This window comes from Kaistella soli, from assembly GCF_019038595.1.
In the GTDB taxonomy this organism is placed as follows: Bacteria; Bacteroidota; Bacteroidia; order Flavobacteriales; family Weeksellaceae; genus Kaistella; species Kaistella soli.
Genome location: NZ_JAHOPF010000002.1, coordinates 184,204 through 205,298, shown reverse-complemented (window position 1 = coordinate 205,298; position 21,095 = coordinate 184,204). Strand labels below are relative to the sequence as shown.

The window sequence follows — 21,095 nt, the reverse complement described above, 5'->3', positions numbered from 1 at the left end:
ACAGTATGAAAACAATTATTGCAGAAAAACCAAGCGTAGCAAGGGAAATAGCCGGCTTGTTGGGAGCATCCGATAAAAAGGACGGCTACCTGACAGGTAACGGCTATTTTGTTACGTGGGCATTCGGTCATTTAATAGGACTGGGAATGCCCGAAGACTACGGCATTTCGGGATTTGATAAAGCATCCCTGCCGATATTGCCCAACCCTTTTTTATTGACCGTCCGCAAGGTCAAAAAAGACAAAGAGTACACTGCCGATACTGGCGCATTAAAGCAACTGAAAGTTATCGAACAGCTTTTTAGCCGTAGCAACAGCATTATTGTTGCTACCGATGCAGGACGTGAGGGCGAATTGATATTTCGCTATATCTACGAATACCTTAAATGCAACAAACCCTTTGAACGCCTTTGGATAAGTTCGCTTACCGAAAAAGCCATAAAACAAGGCTTTGATAATCTAAAAGACGGGGCAGCATTTGACGGATTGCATCAGGCGGCACAAGGCAGAAGCCGAGCCGATTGGCTTGTGGGCATCAATGCTACACAGGCATTGAGCATAGCCGCAGGCAATGGTATCTATTCGCTCGGAAGAGTACAAACGCCCACACTGGCTTTGATATGTAAACGCTACCTCGACAATAAGAATTTCACGGTAAAGAAATACTGGCAGATACAATTATCGCACAATAAAGCGCAGGTTGATTTCAAAAGCATTTCCGTAACCAAATGGGAAGAAAAGCAGCTTGCCGATGATACCCTTAAAGCTATTCAGCGTGGTACAAAGGAAACAGTTACATCAGCAGCAACCAAAAGCGTTACAGAACAACCGCCCTTGCTTTTCGACCTGACAGGCTTACAAAAGGAAGCCAATAAAAGGCTGAAATTATCTGCTGAAGCAACGCTCAATATCGCACAAAGCCTGTACGAAAAGAAGTTTATCACTTACCCACGTACCGGAAGCAAATACATCCCTGAAGATATGTGGGCAGAAATTCCAAACCTTGTGCGGGCTTTGCAGAACCGGGAAGATTGCAAGCAAGCTCTAACCAAAATCAAATGGGGACGGTTCAACAAACGTATCGTGAATGACCTCCGTGTAACGGACCATCACGGTTTGTTGATTACGGACAAAGTGCCGTCGGTACTTAATGCAGACGAAAACAAGATTTACAATATGATTGCGCTTCGATTGCTCGAAGCCATATCACAAGCCTGTGTCAAAGAAATAACCGATGTATCATTACAGGTATTGCATTACGACTTTATGGCAAAAGGCTGTAAAATTCAGGAAGCAGGTTGGCGTTCCATCAAAGGGAGTTTTACAGACGATGGCGAAGAACCAGTGCAGGAATTACCTGAACTGCATAAAGGCGACGAACTTGCCATAAAGGAAGCCGCCGTTTTGGAAAAGCAGACCAAACCGCCAGTGCTTTACAGCGAAGCCGGGCTTTTGTCGGCTATGGAAACCGCAGGGAAAGAAATCGAGAACGAGGAAGAACGAAAAGCCCTCAAAAATATCGGTATCGGTACTCCTGCAACAAGAGCCGCCATTATCGAAACCCTGTTTACCCGCAATTATATCCAACGGGATAAACGTTCTTTAATCCCTACTGAAAAAGGATTACAGGTGTACGGGCTTGTTAAAGACCGGAAAATTGCGGATGTGGCAATGACCGCCGAATGGGAACTGGCATTGCAGAAAATCGAGAACAACGAAGCGGATGCCGGAACATTCCAAAAGGAAATGGAAACCTATGCGAAATCCATTACCGATGAACTGCTGCAAACCTCTATTGCAAGCACCAATCAGCCGAAACTGACCTGCCCGAAATGTAAAAGTCAGCAACTCATTATCCGTGACAAAATTGTGAAATGCCCTGATGAGGCTTGTAACTGGGTACAGTTCCGCACCGTCTGCGGTGTACAAATCAGTATCGAAAACATAACAAGCCTTGTCAATAAAGGCAAAACCTCTCTTATCAAAGGAATGACAAGCAAAGCCGGAAAGAAATTCGATGCTTATATCGTGCTGAAAGAGAATGCGGAAAGTTCTTTTGAGTTTGAGAAAAACAAAAGCAGTAAACGCAATGGAAAATAAACTGTCAATCATACCCAAAGAAATCAGAAACCTGATTTATACTATCCGGGGCAAACAGGTAATGTTGGATAGCGACCTCGCTGCCTTATATCAGGTAGAAACAAAGAACCTGAACAAAGCCGTAAAAAGAAATATTGAGCGTTTTCCAGTATCATTCTGTTTTCAACTGACCGAAGAGGAAATTGAAAACTTGAGGTTCCAAATTGGAACCTCAAGTTTAAACTACGGCGGCAGACGTTATTTGCCCTATGTTTTTACCGAACAGGGCGTTGCAATGGCATCTGCCATACTCCGTTCTGATATAGCCGTTAAAATGAGTGTGGAAATAATGAATGCTTTTGTTGAAATGCGAAAAATGCTCATTAGCAACGCTTCTTTGTTCCATCGTTTGGATAATATCGAATTAAAGCAACTGGAAGCCGACCAAAAATTTGAAGAGATTTTTAAGGCTTTGGAAAGCGACAAGCTGTACAGCGAGAAAGGTATTTTCTACAATGGGCAGGTATTTGATGCCTACGCCTTTGTTTCCGATATTATCCGAAGTGCCAAAAGCTCAATTATCTTGCTTGATAATTATGTGGATGATACGGTGCTTACTTTGTTGGGTAAGCGTAAGACTACTGTAACCGCTACAATCCTTACCAAAAGCATCAGTAATCAGCTACGATTAGATTTACAACGCTACAATAGCCAATATCCTCCGATAGACATTGAAGTGTTTTCTGATGCCCACGACCGTTTTTTGATTATTGACCATTCAGAACTCTACCATATCGGGGCATCGCTCAAAGACCTGGGCAAAAATTGGTTTGCCTTTTCAAGAATGGATATTGAACTTGGTAGAGTTTTGCAGATTTTAAACAAGTAAAAAAATCCCCTCCGATATTTCGGAGGGGAATGGTGCATAATCCTTAATAATTTAGTGACAGCCCTATACCCAAGCCCATATCACTATCATAGTGTGTACGAATACCTATATTCTTATTGATGATATACTTCAAGTCTGCCATATATTCCATATCGGTATTGACCATAAAACCAGCTCTTAATCTTTTTGAAATTGGTATATCTTCTCGCATTAAAGACAGGCGAACGATACCATCGTGATATACTTCTGCCTGAAAATTGACTAACATTGGCAAGGTGTACATAAAACCTAAACTAAAGGCTCTACGTGTATCTTTTTCGTTTTTCTGCCCGAATAAATTGGTTTCGTGTTCATCTATTCCCATTTTACGGTAACGCCAGTCAAAGCCTATAAATGGCATAAACCACTGCATTTTTCCGATGTATCTTCCTAAATGTGTTTCTACTTCGTAACCGTGCATATCATTGTAACCTAAACGCCATTCTGTGCCTAAACTCCATCTTGCATTTTGAAACATTGCCTCGCCATCATTACCATTGGTTGCAAAATCGTTCTGTGCCATAAAATGTGGCATATTGCTCTCTCTCTGTAATTTATTGTATGCTTGTTTCTTGTTGGGTAAGTTTGGATTTTTATAGTCATCCACAGCAAAAACCCTGTTCATCCCCGACATCATATGATATAGGATATGGCAATGGAAAAACCAATCTCCTTCTTCGTTTGCCAAAAATTCAATGGTATCTGTTTCCATTGGCATTATATCTAACACATTTTTCAGTGGTGATTTTTCGCCTTTTCTATTAATTACTCTAAAGTCGAAACCGTGCAGGTGCATTGGGTGTCGCATCATTGAGTTATTGTAAATGGTGATGCGTAAAATTTCTCCTTTCTTTACAGGAATTTTATCAACTTCTGAAAGAATTTTGTTATCCATACTCCACACATAGCGGTTCATATTTCCGGTAAGTGTAAATTTTAGTTCTTTTACGGGTGCATCTTTGGGAAGTGAAGTATTGTAGGGCGATTGCAACATTGCATAGTTTAGGGTTTTAATTTCTCCTAAAGCATTTGCATTGTAACGATTGGGGTCGTTATCCATATTCATATTGTGTTGGCTATGGTCTTGCTTTTGATTGGCTTCTCCTGTAATTTCGGGATACATTACCACGTTCATATCCATTTGGTTCAGGCTCATTTTCATTCCCATATCGTCCAAATCACCATTCATCTTCATCATATCGTTCATCATCTTCATCCCTTCAAAATATTTTAATTTGGGCAGTGGGGAAATTAATTGTTTGATACCATTACCTAAAAAATAACTGGCTGATTGTGTTCGGTCTTCAGTAGTGGCTAAAAATTCATAAGAAACACCTTCTTCGGGGATTGTTACAACGACATCGTATGTTTCAGAAACTCCTATAATTAACCTATCTACTTCAACAGGTTCTACATCGTTACCATCATTGGCTACTACGGTAATTTTACCTCCGGCATACCGTAACCAAAAGTAAGAGGATGCGCCACCATTTGAAACTCTTAACCTTACTTTATCACCTGCTTTTAGTATTTTGCCGTCAACGGTTTTTAAATCGGTAGTATGATTTCCGTTAATTAATATTTTGTCATAATACACATCGCTTACGTCCATTGCCAACATACGTTTCCATTCGTTGGTTAATTTGGTTTTGAAATGCCCTTCTCTAATAGCTTCTGCATAAGATTGTGTTGCACCTTTTTTGATAGCTGCCCAATCATTGGCGTTGTGCAACATTCGGTTAATGTTGTTGGGGTTATAATTTGTCCATTCGCTTAAAATAATGGGTACGGTAGGCAAATCATCAATGCCCTTTCTAAAGGTTTTGTCGTCATCCCGCTTTTTCATTACAAAACTGCCATACATTCCAATCTGTTCCTGCAAACCTGAATGGGAATGATACCAGTGCGTTCCGTGTTGGATAATTGGAAAACGATAGGTGTATGTTGCTCCGGCTTCAATAGGCTTTTGTGTAAGCCAGGGCACACCGTCCTCTTTGTTGGGCAAAAATACGCCGTGCCAATGCAGTGATGTACTTTCTTTTAACTGGTTATGCACTACAATCTCGGCAGTGTCGCCCTCTGTAAATGTGAGCGTGGGCATAGGTATTTGCCCATTTACGGCAATGGCTCTTTTTGTTTTTCCTGCATAGTTGACAAGCGTATCTTTTACATACAAGTCGTAATGCACTACTTTCTGTGCAAATAGGGATTGCGAACATAACAGTATAAATACTGCTTGCAGCAACCTTATTTTACTATTTATGGGTATATTCATTTTGATATTTTTTTTTGAAACTCATTCCTGTTCTTTTAGCCAATTGATTAATGTTTTGATTTGCTCATTATTCAATTTTGCATTTTTGTGCATCAGTGTATATGAGGACAGAGGCATTTGCTTCGTTTCTATTTGTTCTTTAATTGAGTTTAGTAATCTTTCCTGCTTTCTATTTGAGTATGTACCCCATTCATTGAAATTCAAATCTTCTTTTGCATTTTTGATATGGGTTCCTACCAATGTTCTTGCAGGCTGTACATAGTCGTACCAAACATAATTGGTATTGTTGCTATGACAATCGTAGCAAGACGTTTGAAACATCGCTTTTATTTCAATAGGCATTTTATAGACTTGTGTAAAATCGGTTGTGTAAACCTGCCCTTTATCTACATTAAGGGCAGGCTGATAAAATTGGATTGCAATAAAAATAAACAGCACTGTTGCTAAAATTATCTTTAATACTTTCTTCATTCTAAAATTCTTTTTTTACAGAACCGCAGGTAAGCATCTTACTACCATAGTAAGGATTTTTGATTGTCTTTGCTTCACTAATCCAAATAGCACCTTTGCCATCATTGTACATCGGGCAATAATCTTGATACAATTTTTGGGTAGTTCCGAACAATGCTATAAGGTCGGAAACATCTTTGCTTAATGATGCTAAATGCTCTCTTTGGTGGTCTATCTTTCCGGCATTGTCGCCAATATGCTCTGCGTTTTCTTTTGCATTTTCTGCAATATCCATATACTCCTTATGTTTGTTTGCAGGTATGGTTTTCATATCTACATTTTTCAAGGTAATGAACAACTGTTTGCCTGCATTGGCAGCAGCTTTGTCATTGTCTGAAGCAAGGGCGTTTTTTAATGACAGATAATCGGTAATTATGGGTGCAATAGAGAAGTTTTGCGCCTGCTTTTTTACATCTGATTTTTCTGCAGCTTTAGCTAATGTATCAACTGGAGCAGTAGAAGTTGCCGTATCATTTTGTGTTGATGATGGCACATTTTGAGCGTCAGACACCACTGTACTATCATTGGCTGTTTTGTCGCTGTTTTTACTGGAAGACTGATTGCAGGAAACGGTTATTGCTACAACCGTAGCCAGTGCGATGATGGAGAAAAATATATTTTTCATTTTAATGCTATTTAATGTTGTTAAAGAAATTTTTGTGGTTTACTTGTTTTCAAATTCTTTCAGCTTTCGCTTCATAAATTCGATTTCCTTTGCCTGTGTTTCAAGTATGTTTTTTTGCAACTCTATCAGTTCGGGGTCGGTTAATTTTGCTTTTTCCGACATCAGCACTGCTGCTGCGTGGTGCGGTATCATTCCTTTTACAAATTGTTTGTCGCCCACATTTATTTGCTCCCTGATGCCAAACCAAGAGAAGATGCCAATTGCGAGGGAAAATGCAATGATTGCCCAGTTGATTTTTTTGTTTTGATACATTCCTTTCATTATCCATAATTCAATGACCAACATTGCCGAAACCATCAGCAGGGTCATATACAAATTATTGATGTTCGGGATAAGATTATCCAATCTGTCAATCATAGCATACATAAGGAAATACATCGCTGCGAACATCGCCACAGCCATTACAGCGAACCGTTTGTACATTGCTAAAGAATGTTTGGCATTATGCGCCTCATTTGCCGTGTGGTGGTGCATATCGTGCTTGTTTTCTATATTTTCCATAACAGAAGAATTTATTTATTATTAATTGTTTCCTGTACGCTACCACAGGTTAGCATTTGAGAACCGTAATAAGGATTTTTAACCGCTTCTTCTTTGCTTAACCAATTTGCGCCTTTCCCGTTATTGTACATTGGGCAATGCTGATAGTAAACAGGTGTTTCCTGTTTTGATACCTTAGCCAGTTCGTACATATTCTTAGAAAGTAAAGCGAATGTTTGCCTTTGTTGGGCAACATCTTTAGAAGCAGCAATCTTTTCTGCATTTGCTGTCAGGTCTTTCATTACTTTCATCCAAACGGTATGCTCCCCGGTAGAAAGTTTTGCCATTTCTACGGCTTTGATAGCTTTTACCAATTCGGCAGCTTTTGCGGATGATGTACCTGCATCAGTTTTTACCAAAGCATCTTTAACTGAAAAATAGTTGTCGAATACGACTTTCAGTTGTGGTGCATTTTGGTCATCGGCAGTTTTTGTTGTTGCCATTTCGTTGTGGTTATGGTTGGTGTGTCCGCTTTTCATATCCATACCCGCATCATTAGATTTTGCGACTGGCTTTAATTCTCTGTCGTACTGGCAACATCCCGGCAGCTTTGCATACACATCATCCGGTGCTAAAAACTTTTCGCTGTCGTAACCTGCCAAAGCGATACGTTTCAATATTTCATCCTGATTGGTCTTATCGCTGTCATAAGTGAGCGTAGCCATTTTAGTGTCTTTATTCCATTCCACACTGGCTACCTTGTTCACATTGCCTGCTTTTTCGATAGTGGCTTTACACATACCGCAATTGCCGTAAATTTTTACGGTTTCTGTTTTCGCATTTTTGATTTGTGCGAAACTGTTTATTGATGATAGTAATACGCCGATTACCATCACTATTTTTGATAATGATTTCATTTTGAAAATTTTAATTTAATAAGATATACAAAAGGGGTGCGAAAACTGGATTGGGTTTTCGACAAGACATACCTGTGGCTGTCAAGCAACAGATTTAGCTTATTTTAGGCGGTAGCCAAATGGAGAAAAAGCCTGAAGAATAATAGGCTTGTTTGAAACCGAATTTTTGCTTTTTTGCTTCTGCAAACAGATTTTTTGCTTTCAATTCGATTACAACAGGTACACTTAAAGAAGTTGTTGAAGCACCGCATCTGCAAGAACTGTGTTTGCAATTGCCTCCGCAGTCGTGACCATCCTTACATTTTTTACAGGACTTGTCCTTGCAACTGTTTTTGTGCTGCGATTTTTCAGATTTTTCTTTTGAGCAGGATTTTTGTTCCGTCTTAGTTGTTTTTTTGGCGCAGGCATAGCTTATGCTCGGCATAAGGAAAAATCCCAAACACAGTAAGAGAACAAAGCTGATATGTTTACCCAAATTTTTCAACACTACAAAGTTACAAATAAGATTATCTTTTTTTGATGGCTTTCCCTCTTTTTTTGGTGTTTGATACCAAATGTTTAATAAAGCCGCATTTTTTTTCCATTTTTAAAGATATAATGCCCTTTTTATCAGGTCAGGTTGCTAAAAAGGGCATTATAAATTCAATATATTAAGCGTTTAAAGGTTCGATTTTAAAGCCTGCTTTTTGTACTGTTTCAATTACCTGGTCTTCGGTAATACCCTCTGATTTTATTGTAAGTACCTTGTCTTTATTGGCGGTGTCAACTTCCCAATGGCAGATGCCCTCTGCATTGTCCAAATGCGGCTTTACAGATGCTATACAACCGCCACAATTGATGTTCGTCTTAAATTGAAATTCTTTATTTTCCATTGTCTTAAATTTTGATTGTTGTTTGATACCACAAATTTCAGCACTATACCGTTCTGTATTGTTGTGGAATTTCTTATTTGATTTGTGATATTTAATGTTTTACTTTTTCCACTTCAACCGCAGGCTGTTAGTTACCACGCTCACGCTGCTCAATGCCATTGCTGCACCTGCAATCATCGGGTTCAGCAGGAAGCCATTTATTGGGAATAAGATACCTGCCGCAATAGGAATGCCGATTAAATTATAGATGAATGCCCAAAACAGATTTTGCTTAATAGTGGCTACGGTCTGTTTTGAAAGTTTTATTGCCTGTGGTATTTTGGTAAGGTCTGATGAAATAATGGTCATCTTGGCAACATCCATTGCAATGTCGGAACCTTTACCCATTGCAATACTTACATCGGCTGTTGCCAAAGCTGTGCTGTCATTAATACCGTCGCCAACCATTGCCACTACTTTGCCTTTGCTTTGAAGTTCCTTTACAAAATCGGCTTTGTGCTGTGGCAATACCTCTGCCTTGTAATGCCCGATGCCAGTTTGCTTTGCAATGGCTTTTGCAGTGGCTTCATTATCGCCCGTAAGCATATACAATTCTATGCCCATATCCTGCATTTGCCGGATGGCTTCGACCGATGTTTCTTTGATTTTATCAGAAATGACGATAACGGAAAGCGCCTGTTTGCTGTCGGCAAACCAAATAACTGTTTTGGATTGTTTTCCCCATTCATCCGCTTGCTTTTGCAGTTGCTCCGCAATGGTAATGTTGTTTTCTGCCAATAGCTTTTTATTGCCTACAAAATAGGTTTCGTTGTTGTGATTGGCTTTTGCACCTTTTCCTGTAATACTATCGAACAGTGATAAAGTAGTGGTTTGTACACCGTCTAAATGTTTCACTACCGCTTCTGCCAATGGGTGTTCGGATTGCTTTTCGATGCTTAATAAAATATCTTTCGTTGCATCATCATTGTTTAGCCATTCGATACCTGTTACCTCTGGTCTACCCTCTGTTATCGTTCCTGTTTTATCTAAAATAATGGCATCAACTTTTTTGGCTAATTCCAAACTTTCGGCATCCTTTATCAGAATACCGTTTTCAGCACCTTTGCCAACGCCAACCATTATAGCGGTAGGCGTAGCCAATCCCAAAGCACAAGGGCAGGCAATAACCAATACCGTAACAGCCGCTAACAATCCCTGAACTATGCCATTGTTGCCGCCTAAAATAAACCATAGGATAAATGTGAGAATAGCAATCCCTATCACAACGGGAACAAAAATTCCTGCAATCTTATCTACCAACTTTTGTACTGGTGCTTTACTGCCTTGCGCATCCTGAACCATTTTGATGATATGGGCAAGCATTGTTTCCCTTCCGACTTTAACCGCTTTGAATTGGAAACTTCCTTTTTGGTTAATCGTTCCCGCAAATACTTTTTCGTTTTCTTTTTTCTGTACAGGTACAGGCTCGCCACTCAACATACTTTCATCAACGTAGGAACTGCCCGAAGTAACCATACCGTCCACCGCAATCTTTTCGCCCGGCTTTACAAGAATAACATCGCCTGCGTTTACCTCTTCAATAGCGGTTTGTTTTTCGGTTCCATTCGCTTGTATAACAATAACGGTCTTGGGTTGTAAGCCCATCAGTTTTTTAATGGCTGAAGAGGTATTGCCTTTGGCTTTTTCTTCCAATAGTTTCCCTAACAGGATAAATGCGACAATTACGGCTGCTGCTTCAAAATATACGTGGGCGTGTAGTCCTCTCTGATGCCAAAAATCTGCAAACAACATATTGAATACGCTGAACAGATAAGCGATACCTGTACTCAATGCTACCAGTGTATCCATATTGGCTGAACGATGTTTTGTCTGCTTCCAGGCATTGATGAAAAAATCCCTGCCTAACCACAATACAATAGGAGTAGAGAACAGCCACATTATAGGGGTTGCATAGGGCATATCCATAAAGAACATTGCTATCAATACAACAGGCAATGACAGCGCAATAGCCCATACGGTTTTAGTCTTTAGCTTTTGGAACTTTTCAGCGTGGATAGCTTCTAATGTTTCCTGCTGCTTATTTTCTTCTTCTACCAGTAAATCGTAACCTATGGACTGTATCGCCTTTTGCAGTTTGGTGGCATCGGTCATATTGAGTAGGTATTCCACGGTAAGATTTCCCGTAGCAAAGTTTACGGATGCTTCTATAACGCCCTCCTGATGCTTTACAATACTTTCTACACTGCCTGCACAGGATGCGCAGGTCATTCCCAATACAGGGAATGTATGTTTTACAGTAGAAACGCCGTAACCTAAATCTTTGATTGCTTTTACCGCTGCGCCTATCGCTGCGCTGTTATCTACCGTGATAGCTGCCCTGCGGTTGTTTAGCTCTACTTTGTGGGTTTCGATGCCTTTGACCTGTGCCAATCCTTTTTCAACGATTAACGCACAATGTTCGCTTTCTACATCTTCTAAGGGAAGATAAATAGTTTCTTTATTATTCGTTGCCATATTTGCCTGATTTAATTAACAGTACAAAATTGGCTATTATATGGGTGGGTGCTATTGTGAAATTTTGGAATTTATGTGTAAGATTTACAAACTATCCAATGGCTTCCTTTTATCTTCTTTTATCTGTTTGAAATAGCTCGGTGTCAGCCCTGTAACTTTTTTGAACTGGTTGCTTAGGTAGGACACACTCGAATAGTTTAAACGAAAGGCAATTTCACTCAAAGAAAGCTCATCATATACCAATAGCTCTTTTACCTTTTCTACTTTTTGGGCAATAAAGTATTTTTCAATGGTAGTACCCTCTACCTCCGAAAAGAGATTAGATAAATAATTATAATCGTGGTGCAGTTGACTACTTAGCACATCCGAAAGATTGGTTTTGGCGTAGTTGTCCTGATGATGCACAAGGTCAATAATTATATTTTTTATCTTTTCAATTATGCGGCTTTTTTTATCGTCAATAAGTTCAAAGCCTAATGGAATTAAAACCTTATCTACATTATTTTTTTCTTCGGATGTAATCTCTTTATCCAATACTACCTCTCCAAGTTTGATTTTTTTTACGTTCAGACCTAACTTATCCAATTCATTTTGCACCACCATAATACAGCGGTTGCAAACCATATTTTTAATAAAGAGTGTACTCATATATACCTTTTTACGACCTTAACAAAGGTACAAATTAATCTTTGGCATCATACCATTCTACGCCAAATCCCGCCTTTCAAAGCCAAACCCTGCCACTTCTGCAAAGGGGCTTATGTACTGCTATAATTTTAGGATTTAAGTAAAATTCTAAACAAAATAAGTATGGATGTACAGCAAAAAGACCTGTCGTATTTCAGATTACGACTGCAAGAATTATTAAACAGCAGCTTTCCTGAAAAGGCGCACGACCAAAAATTTATTGACCAACGGTCTTCGTGGGCTGCCAATGCTTATGAGGGTGCTTTCCGTTCGGGAAACGCCATTGAGCAATGCGACGAAATAGCCAACTACATACTTTTTGAGGGCTTGCACTTCTCCAAGTTCAACACGGTTTTCAAAGTGGTATGCAATGAGTTTGATGCCATAATGGCAGACGAGGAGCTGCGACCGTTCGCCCTTAAAATGTTCCCCGTTTGTGAGCCTGTTTTCGCAGGATATGAATTAACCGATGATTTCGCCAACGGAAATGAGTTTGATGTACTCTATACCGAACTGACCGGAACCATCTCAATATGGATTGAGGAAAATGGGCTTCAGTAAGCGGTTCCATCTCCAACAGAATATTGATGCCCTGCGAATTGTTTTTAAACTGGAAAAGGAGAAACGGCAAGCCACCGTAGGCGAAAGACTGCTAATGATGCGATACAGCGGATTTGGCGGTCTTAAATTCGTTCTGAACCCCGTAGAAAACGAAATAGACATCAATCATTGGAGAAAAACAGAACACGACCTTTTTCCACTCACGCAGGAACTCCACCAACTACTCAAAGAAAATTCCGAAGACGATAAGCAATACCGCAAGTATGTGGATAGTCTGAAAAGTTCCGTACTGACGGCTTTTTATACCCCACCAAAAGTTATAGATGCCATTTCATCTGCCTTGCGGGATAATGGTCTGCACATTGATAAATTCCTCGAACCCTCCGCAGGTATCGGTTCATTCATCCAATCCTTTTCGGAAAATCAGAAAGCCAGTGTTACCGCTTATGAAAAGGACTTGCTTACAGGCAAGATTTTAAAGCAGCTTTACCCCGAAATCAATATCCGTATAAACGGCTTTGAGGAAATCCCCGAAAGGGAACAAAACACCTATGATGTAATCGCCAGTAATATCCCTTTTGGCGATACTTCCGTATTTGACCTTTCTTATTCACGCAGTAGAAACAGCGCAAAGGAACAAGCTGCCCGAAGCATACACAATTACTTTTTTCTGAAAGGTGCTGATATGCTCCGTGAGGGCGGTTTGTTGGCTTACATCACTTCACAGGGCATTCTGAACAGCCCTAAGAACGAACCCATACGCAGGGCGTTGATGCAGGATAATAATTTGGTTTCGGTTGTAAGATTGCCTAACAACCTGTTTACCGATTATGCAGGTACGGAAGTCGGCAGCGACCTGATTATCCTGCAAAAAAATACGGCAAAAGAAAATCTGACCGACAGGGAAGATCTGTTTTGCCAAAGCAAGCCATCTGAATACAATATGCCTGGCAATGCGCTCTTTCAGGACAGTACAAGAATTATCCATACCGACCAAAAATTAGATACCGACCCATACGGGCAACCTGCCTTAATCTATACGCATAAAGACGGTGTTGAGGGCATTGCCAAAGATTTGAAGCAAATGCTTTCCGAAGATTTTGGAAAGCATCTGAATTTGAGTTTATACAAAGGCGAACAGAACGACGAGCCTGTTATACAAATTCCTATTGAACCAAAAGTTACACCTCCGGTCATAGACCCTGTAATCATTCAGCAAAAGCCGCAACCTGTACCTACTCCGGTAGTCCGTCAGGAAAGCCCGCAGGAATTAAAGCAACTAAGCATTTTTGACTTGTTTGAAAGTGCGGGCGAACCTGTAATGGTACTTGCTCCGCCTAAAAGAACTACCCAAACTAAAAGGCAAAGCACTAAAAAAAGAAAAGGTACAATAGGTCGTCAGCCCGACCTGTTCAGCAGTGTAAGGCAGCAGCCCTATACACCGCTAAAATCCAATGGTGCTATTAATGGAACCAACCAGGTTAACGGCAAAAAACAGGAAGCTATCGGCGACCTGTTTTCACAAATAAACGGTAATGGCCAGTCTGATAAGACAGCCATTACCGCTATCAATATTAATGCTATTCCTAACCCTGCTCCGTATAGTGGCGAACTGCAATCATTCCACCGTAACGATTGCCTTGTGGTGGATAACGGTTGGGTTGGTTATCTGCAAGAGGTGCAAAAGAACGACGAAAAGGCAACAGCAACCTTTCATCCATTGCAGTTGCCGACCTCACAGAAAGCAAGAGCCGAAGCCTATATTGCCGTAAGGGACAGCTATATCAACCTATACCAAAAAGAAGCTGAAAAGCAGACCGAACACAAGGCAGAACGTGAAACCCTGAACCTCCTGTACGATGGCTTTGTCAAAAAATACGGCAATCTCAATACTGCCGACAATGCCAAGCTGATAAAGACGGACAGCGCAGGCAAAGAAATTCCTTATCTGGAGCGTATCATTGGCGGCATAATCCATAAAGCGGATATATTCAGCCGTCCCGTTAGTTTTTCTACCGCCACGTTAGCAACCGACAATCCCGAAGAGGCTTTAGCCGCCTCGCTGAACAAATACGGAAACGTGGATTTGGACTTTATGTCCGAAATCAGCAGCCTGCCTGCCGATACCCTGAAAGAAACCCTGCACGGGCGGTTGTTCTACAATCCGCTACAACAGGAATACGAAATAGCTGAACGTTGGATTGCAGGTAACGTAGTTGAGAAAGCCGACGACGTAAGAGCCTACCTCGAAAACAATCCCGATGATACCGAAGCCAGAGAAAGCCTTACCGCTTTAGAGGAAGCCCGACCAAAACGTATTGAATTTGAGGAATTGGATTTTAACCTCGGCGAACGGTGGATACCTACCGGAATTTATGCCCGTTTCGCTTCGCACTTGTTTGATGCGGATGTACTGGTTCATTATTCCGAAAGCTCCGACGACTTTTCTGTAAAGTGTCATCAGGGCAATATGCACATTTGGGAAAAATATGCCGTCAAAGCGGAAAGCCGCACGTTTGACGGTATTGCCCTGCTCAAACACGCCCTTGTCAATACCACGCCTGATATTACCAAAAAAGTAATGGTTGGCGACCAAGAGGTTAAAGTACGGGATATGGAAGCCATACAAATGGCGAATACTAAGATTGATGAAATCCGTACCGCCTTTACCGACTGGTTACACGCACAGAACGATGAGTTTAAAAACAGACTGACCGACCAGTACAACGATACGTTTAACTGTTTCGTTCGCCCGAACTATGACGGAAGTCATCAGGAATTTCCGGGATTAGACCGCAAGGGTGCAGGCATTGAAGACCTGTATTCAAGCCAAAAGGACACCGTTTGGATGATAAAGCTGAACAACGGTGCTATCTGCGACCACGAAGTGGGCGCAGGAAAAACGCTGGTAATGTGTACCGCAGCGCAGGAAATGAAGCGTTTGGGATTAGCCCATAAGCCGATGATTATAGGGCTGAAGGCGAACATACCTGCCATTGCTGAAGACTACCGAAAAGCCTATCCACACGCCAAAATACTTTATCCAGGTATTGATGACTTTACGCCTAAAAAACGCCTGCGCATTTTCGGGGATATTAAAAATAATGATTGGGATTGTGTGATACTCACACACGACCAGTTTGGAATGATACCGCAGTCGCCCGAAATACAAAAGGAAATTCTCGAAATAGAATTAGACAGCGTAGAGCGTAACCTTGATGCTCTCCAATCGCAAGGCAAGGAAGTGACCAGAGGGATGCTTGCCGGAGTAATCAAACGGAAAGAAAACCTCGAAGTGAAGCTCAAAACCCTGCAACACGATATTGAGAACCGCAAAGATGATGTGGTGGACTTTAAGATGATGGGCATTGACCATTTGTTCGTTGATGAAAGCCACCAATTCAAAAACCTGATGTTCAATACAAGGCATACAAGGGTTGCCGGATTGGGCAATGTGGACGGCAGCCAAAAGGCATTGAACCTGCTATTTGCTATTCGCACCATTCAGGAACGCATCAATGCGGATATGGGCGCAACCTTCCTATCGGGTACAACCATCAGCAATTCTTTAACGGAATTGTACCTGCTGTTCAAATACCTGCGACCAAGAGCAATGGAAAAACAGGGCATTCATTCATTTGATGCCTGGGCAGCAATTTACGCAAGGAAAACGACCGATTATGAATTTTCGGTAGCCAACAATATTATAGCAAAAGAGCGTTTCCGCTACTTTATCAAAGTGCCGGAACTGGCGCAGTTCTATTCTGAAATCACGGATTACAGAACGGCAAAGGATATTGGTATTGACCGACCGAACAAAAACGAAATCCTTTATAACATACCGCCAACGCCCGACCAAGAAGCCTTTATTCAAAGCCTGATGCAATTTGCCAAAACAGGCGATGCAACATTGCTCGGAAGATTACCACTATCGCAAAGCGAAGAAAAAGCAAAGATGCTCATTGCTACGGACTATGCCCGTAAAATGTCGCTCGATATGCGTATGGTAAGCGGTATTTACGACGACCACCCCGACAACAAGGCTTCGCATTGTGCGGCAAATATCGCCAAGTATTACAACCAGTTCAACGCACAGAAAGGAACGCAGTTCGTTTTCTCTGATTTGGGAACTTATAAGCCGGGCGAATGGAATGTGTACTCCGAAATCAAACGCAAGCTCGTGGAAGACCACGGCATACCAGCCCACGAAGTAAGGTTTATTCAGGAAGCGAAAAATGATAAGCAGCGTAAAGACCTTATCAACGGGATGAACGAGGGCAAAATCCGTGTGCTGTTCGGTTCTACGAGTATGCTCGGAACTGGCGTTAACGCACAGAAAAGAGCCGTTGCCGTTCATCATTTAGATACGCCGTGGCGACCGTCTGACCTTGCCCAAAGGGACGGGCGGGCAATTCGGAAAGGCAACGAGATTGCCAAATTCTTCGCCGATAATAAAGTGGATGTGATTATCTATGCCGTTGAAAAATCGTTGGATAGTTACAAGTTCAACCTGCTGTACAACAAGCAGCTTTTCATCGACCAGTTAAAGACCAACAATCTGACCAAAAGAACGATTGACGAGGGAAGTATGGACGAAAAATCGGGAATGAACTTTTCAGAATACGTGGCAATCCTGTCAGGAAATACAGACCTGTTGGATAAAGCCAAACTGGAAAAACAAATTGCCGGACTGGAAAGCGAAAAGCAGGCTTTCAACCGTTCAAAATCCAGTGCTAAGTTTAAGGTGCAGGATTATACGGAAATGCTGCAAAGCACTCAATCCCGTTTGAACCGGATGAGTACAGACTGGGAAAACTTACAGCAACGCCTCCAAAAGCGTTCGGACGGTACAATCGAAAACCCTGTGCTGTTGGATGGTTTGCCGCCCAATGCAAATCCGAAACAAATCGGTGCGAAGCTGAACGAGATTGCGGACAAAGCCCGCACCGCAGGTCAGTATGAAGAGATAGGCAGCTTGTATGGTTTTACGCTGTTGGTCAAAACAGAAATGTCGGAAAAAGAGGGTTCGGATATTCGGGTAAACCGCTTTTTGGTACAGGGCGAGGGAAATATCAAATACACCTACAATAACGGTCTGATGGCAAAGGACCCTGAAACTGCCACAATGAATTTTTTAAGGGCTTTGGAAAAGCTGCCGGGCTTTGTAAAACAGGAACAGGAAAAAATCGCTGAAATACAGAAAGACCTACCTATACTTCAGGAAGTGGTTAACGGTACGTGGTCTAAAGAAAGTCGATTGAGTGAACTTAAAACGGAACTGGCAGCCGTAGAAAGGAAGATACAGCTTTCAATAGAACCTGTTAAGCAAGGGGAAGCAGTCCCGGAGCAGGTAGAAAAGCAGAAAGAAGCTCCAAAGGTTCAGGAAAGTATTATACGGACGAAAGGTGTTCATCTGTCGCGTGGCGTATTGTAATGGTCGTTTACTTTTCGTCCTGTTCGTCCATTTTCTTTATCAGTGCTTCACACAGGCTGTCAAGGAATTTCGTCCGGTTTATCTTACGGGCTTTCAGTTCCATAAATGTGTGGTAAAAATCGCCTAATTCAATATTGAAGGCATCTTCAAAAGTTTTAGCTATCAATTTTATGTCTGCATTCCCATTGTTAAATACACCGTGGGAGTACAGTGCATAAATCAATTCTGTAAGTGCTGTTTTGCTTGCTGTCCATTTCAATGAATTGTCCGAACCCTTTTTCACATTGATGTTATTCAGCCTGTCTTCCAAATAAACTTGTATCAGGTCATTGGCAATTATCTTGGCAACCTTATAATCGTGCGAAGTAGAAAAGCGGTGGTCTGCCTCGAAATAAAAAGTGTCCAACCATAACCTTATATCGTGCTTCCCACGTACAAAAAACTTCTCGTCAACGAAAGAATTGTTACTGCGGTAATACTTGTAAAAATCAAGGTTATTCTCAAAGAACCTTTTTAGCTTTTTTAGTTCTTTGGTAAAATATTTCTTGGTGCGCTTGTTTCCATACGGTCTTCTCGTTTCTATTTTATAGATGGAATTGTAGTAAATGAGCTTTGAAACAATAACAGGTTTCTGATACTTGAAAAAATGGATTTCCTCTTCCATATTTTTAAAGTCGTGCTTCAATACAAATTCCTTTAAATCGGCAAGGCTTTGAATGATAAGCTCTATAACCGCTTCTATTCTTTTTATCGGGCAGTCGGTTTCAATCTCCAGTTCCTGAATTGCAGTTTCTAATTTATGTAATATTTCATTATAGAATTTGTCCATTTAATTTACATTGGATGATGTTCCGGTTATTAAAAAAATGCCTAAATCATAATATTTAGGCATTTTCCTATTTGTTGAATAGGAAAATCAGCATTACATCTAACTCGTCTTTTTATAATTCCAAATCGCCAAGCCGTTCAATAAAACAGCAAATCCAATCATAATAATAAAATGATATTTGATGTCGGAAAAACCGCTTCCTTTCAAAATTATCATTCGTACTACCTCAATAAAATAAGTTACAGGAATACTCTTTGCTATGATGTAAGCCCATTGAGGCATTCCGTCAAGCGGAGTGAACAAGCCACTCATCAGCATAAAAATCATAATGAAGAAAAAGGCTACCGACATTGCCTGCTGTTGTGTTTCGGCAAATGTGGAAATGAGTAATCCCAAACCCAATAAAGCAATCAGATAAATTGACAAATAACCATACAACAAAAGCAAACTTCCGACAGGAACAATGCCGTAAACAAAACGTGCTACAATGAACAAGCCGATACTAAAAATTAACATTCCGATTGCCCAAAACGGAATGAGCTTGCCTAATACAAACTGATATTTCTTAATCGGTGTAACGTTGATTTGTTCAATAGTGCCGACTTCTTTTTCTTTTACAATGTTCAATGCACACATATAAGCCCCTACCATTGTTACCAACACAACCAAAATGCCCGGAACCATAAAAAAACGATAGTTCATAAATGGATTGAACCAATTTGATGAAGCAACGGTAATAACAGGTGCAGTATTATACTTATCGGGTTGTACCCATTGCAAGCGAATATCATTATTGTATGCCGAAATAATCTGTGCGAGATAAGCACCGCCCAAACCTGCTTTTACACCATTGATTGCATTAACAGCAATAAATAATTTTTGCTCATTTTCACGAACTAAGTTCTTTTCAAATCCCTGCGGTATTTCCAAAATCAAATCGGATTTATCTTTTTCAATCTGATTAAATGCACTTTGAAATGAGTTTCCGTAATCTGCCAATTGGAAATATCCCGAAGCGGTAATTTTTGAAATCAGTTGTTGCGAATAAGTAGAATGGTCGTGGTCAACGATTGAAATGTTGATGTTCTTTACTTCGTAATCGGCTGCCAACGGAAGTATGAGCAACTGAACTATCGGCACAACAAAAATCAACGGTAACAACGCTTTATTACGAAAGATTTGTTTGAACTCTTTTTGCAATAAAAATTTTAGCGTTCTCATACCAATCGGGTTTTAAATTTTTTGAAGCTCACTACCAATAAAAAACAAGTCATTCCGAAAAGCACCAATATTTCTTTCCATATAGCACTAAATCCAAGCCCTTTTATCATTATTGATTTTACAATGGTGTAATACCATTTTGAAGGAATGAGGTTACAAATGACCTGCAACGGAACAGGCATATTTTCGATAGGGAACATAAAGCCTGTAAATAACATTGTAGGTACTAACATACCCATCATTGAAATAAGCATTGCTGCTTGCTGCGACTGTGTTACGTTTGAAATCAATAAGCCCAAAGACAAAGCACAAATAATCAACAAGGTGCTTGTTGCGAATAGTAGTAAAACGCTGCCATTTATAGGCATATCCAAAAGCGTAATGCTTAATACAAGAATTATCGTAAGATTGATTAACGACAAAAACAAATACGGAATGGCTTTTGAAATGATAACCAAAAAGGGATTGAAAGGTGAAACTAACAGCACTTCCATTGTGCCTGTTTCTTTTTCCCGAACTATGGAAACGGAAGTCATCATCACACAAATCAGCATTAGCACCAATGCCATTACGCCTGGCACAAAGTTGGTTGCTCCTTTCAATTCGGGATTGTACAACATCCGCAGTTCGGGAACTATACGGAATGGCATTGCATTGTTTTTCATCAACTCCTGCTGATAATCCATAATGATATTGGTTGCGTAATTAGTTAATGTGTTGGCAGTGTTGGGGTCGGAAGCATCGGCAATAATCTGAACTTGTGCCTGATTTAAGTGCAATAAGTCTTTATTGAAATTGGTAGGAAAAATAATTGCCAATTTTGTGTTTCCTTCCTTAAAGGCTTCTTCAATCTGTTTGTGGCTCATTAATGCTTTCTGAATTTCAAAATTCCTGCTTGCTTCTATCTTGTTGATGATTTGTTGTGTGGCTTCATCTTTTGCATAATCGCAAATAACTATTTTGGAATTTTTGATTTCGTTTGTGAGTGCAAAACCAAACAGCACAATCTGCACTATAGGCAAGCCGAATAGCATTAACAGCGTTTTGCTATCACGGAATACGTGATAAAATTCTTTTCTTACAAATGATAAAAACTGTTTCATC

At 40.6% G+C, this 21,095-nt stretch carries 15 protein-coding genes; 4 read left to right on the top strand and 11 right to left on the bottom strand.

Translation table 11 applies throughout. The annotated features are described in order from the left end of the window. Positions 1 to 5 precede the first annotated feature (5 nt). Complete coding sequence (locus KSK37_RS04055) at positions 6 to 2,099, top strand: type IA DNA topoisomerase (protein WP_217199604.1); 2,094 nt, start codon at positions 6 to 8, stop codon at positions 2,097 to 2,099. After that, positions 2,089 to 2,967: an ORF6N domain-containing protein gene (locus KSK37_RS04050; protein ID WP_002978411.1), complete on the top strand. Its 879-nt coding sequence runs from the start codon at positions 2,089 to 2,091 to the stop codon at positions 2,965 to 2,967. The genes KSK37_RS04055 and KSK37_RS04050 overlap by 11 nt, the downstream gene beginning before the upstream one ends. A gap of 43 nt (positions 2,968 to 3,010) precedes the next feature. Here the strand turns inward: KSK37_RS04050 and KSK37_RS04045 are convergent, their stop codons facing one another. The 8 genes from KSK37_RS04045 to KSK37_RS04010 form a co-directional block, all read right to left on the bottom strand. Further along, complete coding sequence (locus KSK37_RS04045) at positions 3,011 to 5,281, bottom strand: multicopper oxidase family protein (protein WP_013632652.1); 2,271 nt, start codon at positions 5,279 to 5,281, stop codon at positions 3,011 to 3,013. A gap of 21 nt (positions 5,282 to 5,302) precedes the next feature. After that, positions 5,303 to 5,752 (bottom strand): heme-binding domain-containing protein, encoded by a 450-nt coding sequence (locus tag KSK37_RS04040; protein WP_013632651.1) that lies wholly within the window; start codon positions 5,750 to 5,752, stop codon positions 5,303 to 5,305. Position 5,753: 1 nt separating this feature from the next. After that, the gene (locus KSK37_RS04035) at positions 5,754 to 6,416 is read right to left on the bottom strand and encodes a DUF3347 domain-containing protein (protein WP_013632650.1); all 663 of its coding nucleotides are present in this window, start codon (positions 6,414 to 6,416) and stop codon (positions 5,754 to 5,756) included. 39 nt (positions 6,417 to 6,455) lie between these two features. Next, complete coding sequence (locus tag KSK37_RS04030; protein ID WP_013632649.1) at positions 6,456 to 6,977, bottom strand: DUF305 domain-containing protein; 522 nt, start codon at positions 6,975 to 6,977, stop codon at positions 6,456 to 6,458. Positions 6,978 to 6,988: 11 nt separating this feature from the next. After that, the gene (locus KSK37_RS04025; protein WP_013632648.1) at positions 6,989 to 7,873 is read right to left on the bottom strand and encodes a DUF3347 domain-containing protein; all 885 of its coding nucleotides are present in this window, start codon (positions 7,871 to 7,873) and stop codon (positions 6,989 to 6,991) included. 650 nt (positions 7,874 to 8,523) lie between these two features. After that, positions 8,524 to 8,745: a heavy-metal-associated domain-containing protein gene (locus tag KSK37_RS04020; protein WP_002978428.1), complete on the bottom strand. Its 222-nt coding sequence runs from the start codon at positions 8,743 to 8,745 to the stop codon at positions 8,524 to 8,526. A gap of 99 nt (positions 8,746 to 8,844) precedes the next feature. Next, a complete protein-coding gene (locus KSK37_RS04015) occupies positions 8,845 to 11,259 on the bottom strand; it encodes a heavy metal translocating P-type ATPase (protein WP_217199603.1) in 2,415 nt (804 codons plus the stop codon). Positions 11,260 to 11,343: 84 nt separating this feature from the next. After that, positions 11,344 to 11,907: a helix-turn-helix domain-containing protein gene (locus tag KSK37_RS04010; protein WP_217199602.1), complete on the bottom strand. Its 564-nt coding sequence runs from the start codon at positions 11,905 to 11,907 to the stop codon at positions 11,344 to 11,346. A gap of 162 nt (positions 11,908 to 12,069) precedes the next feature. Between KSK37_RS04010 and KSK37_RS04005 the strand changes: the two genes are divergently transcribed. After that, the gene (locus KSK37_RS04005; protein ID WP_002978435.1) at positions 12,070 to 12,507 is read left to right on the top strand and encodes a DUF1896 domain-containing protein; all 438 of its coding nucleotides are present in this window, start codon (positions 12,070 to 12,072) and stop codon (positions 12,505 to 12,507) included. Then, the gene (locus KSK37_RS04000) at positions 12,494 to 17,941 is read left to right on the top strand and encodes an N-6 DNA methylase (protein WP_217199601.1); all 5,448 of its coding nucleotides are present in this window, start codon (positions 12,494 to 12,496) and stop codon (positions 17,939 to 17,941) included. The genes KSK37_RS04005 and KSK37_RS04000 overlap by 14 nt, the downstream gene beginning before the upstream one ends. 7 nt (positions 17,942 to 17,948) lie before the next feature. On the opposite strand, the gene KSK37_RS03995 is transcribed toward KSK37_RS04000, so the two are convergent. From KSK37_RS03995 to KSK37_RS03985, 3 genes are all read right to left on the bottom strand, one after another. Continuing rightward, positions 17,949 to 18,770, bottom strand: a complete 822-nt coding sequence (locus KSK37_RS03995) for an RteC domain-containing protein (RefSeq protein ID WP_002978441.1) — start codon at positions 18,768 to 18,770, stop codon at positions 17,949 to 17,951. Between the two features lie 99 nt (positions 18,771 to 18,869). After that, complete coding sequence (locus KSK37_RS03990) at positions 18,870 to 19,991, bottom strand: ABC transporter permease (RefSeq protein ID WP_002978443.1); 1,122 nt, start codon at positions 19,989 to 19,991, stop codon at positions 18,870 to 18,872. Beyond that, positions 19,988 to 21,094: an ABC transporter permease gene (locus KSK37_RS03985; protein ID WP_002978445.1), complete on the bottom strand. Its 1,107-nt coding sequence runs from the start codon at positions 21,092 to 21,094 to the stop codon at positions 19,988 to 19,990. The genes KSK37_RS03990 and KSK37_RS03985 overlap by 4 nt, the downstream gene beginning before the upstream one ends. Position 21,095: the final 1 nt, after the last annotated feature.

What these genes read in the sequence shown, in the direction of transcription:
- KSK37_RS04005 (WP_002978435.1), top strand. Translation starts at nt 12,070, where the DNA reads ATGGATGTACAGCAAAAAGACCTGTCGTATTTCAGATTACGACTGCAA.
- KSK37_RS04025 (WP_013632648.1), bottom strand. Translation starts at nt 7,873, where the DNA reads ATGAAATCATTATCAAAAATAGTGATGGTAATCGGCGTATTACTATCA.
- KSK37_RS04030 (WP_013632649.1), bottom strand. Translation starts at nt 6,977, where the DNA reads ATGGAAAATATAGAAAACAAGCACGATATGCACCACCACACGGCAAAT.
- KSK37_RS04000 (WP_217199601.1), top strand. Translation starts at nt 12,494, where the DNA reads ATGGGCTTCAGTAAGCGGTTCCATCTCCAACAGAATATTGATGCCCTG.
- KSK37_RS03995 (WP_002978441.1), bottom strand. Translation starts at nt 18,770, where the DNA reads ATGGACAAATTCTATAATGAAATATTACATAAATTAGAAACTGCAATT.
- KSK37_RS04050 (WP_002978411.1), top strand. Translation starts at nt 2,089, where the DNA reads ATGGAAAATAAACTGTCAATCATACCCAAAGAAATCAGAAACCTGATT.
- KSK37_RS04045 (WP_013632652.1), bottom strand. Translation starts at nt 5,281, where the DNA reads ATGAATATACCCATAAATAGTAAAATAAGGTTGCTGCAAGCAGTATTT.
- KSK37_RS03985 (WP_002978445.1), bottom strand. Translation starts at nt 21,094, where the DNA reads ATGAAACAGTTTTTATCATTTGTAAGAAAAGAATTTTATCACGTATTC.
- KSK37_RS04035 (WP_013632650.1), bottom strand. Translation starts at nt 6,416, where the DNA reads ATGAAAAATATATTTTTCTCCATCATCGCACTGGCTACGGTTGTAGCA.
- KSK37_RS04015 (WP_217199603.1), bottom strand. Translation starts at nt 11,259, where the DNA reads ATGGCAACGAATAATAAAGAAACTATTTATCTTCCCTTAGAAGATGTA.
- KSK37_RS04055 (WP_217199604.1), top strand. Translation starts at nt 6, where the DNA reads ATGAAAACAATTATTGCAGAAAAACCAAGCGTAGCAAGGGAAATAGCC.
- KSK37_RS04040 (WP_013632651.1), bottom strand. Translation starts at nt 5,752, where the DNA reads ATGAAGAAAGTATTAAAGATAATTTTAGCAACAGTGCTGTTTATTTTT.
- KSK37_RS04020 (WP_002978428.1), bottom strand. Translation starts at nt 8,745, where the DNA reads ATGGAAAATAAAGAATTTCAATTTAAGACGAACATCAATTGTGGCGGT.
- KSK37_RS04010 (WP_217199602.1), bottom strand. Translation starts at nt 11,907, where the DNA reads ATGAGTACACTCTTTATTAAAAATATGGTTTGCAACCGCTGTATTATG.
- KSK37_RS03990 (WP_002978443.1), bottom strand. Translation starts at nt 19,991, where the DNA reads ATGAGAACGCTAAAATTTTTATTGCAAAAAGAGTTCAAACAAATCTTT.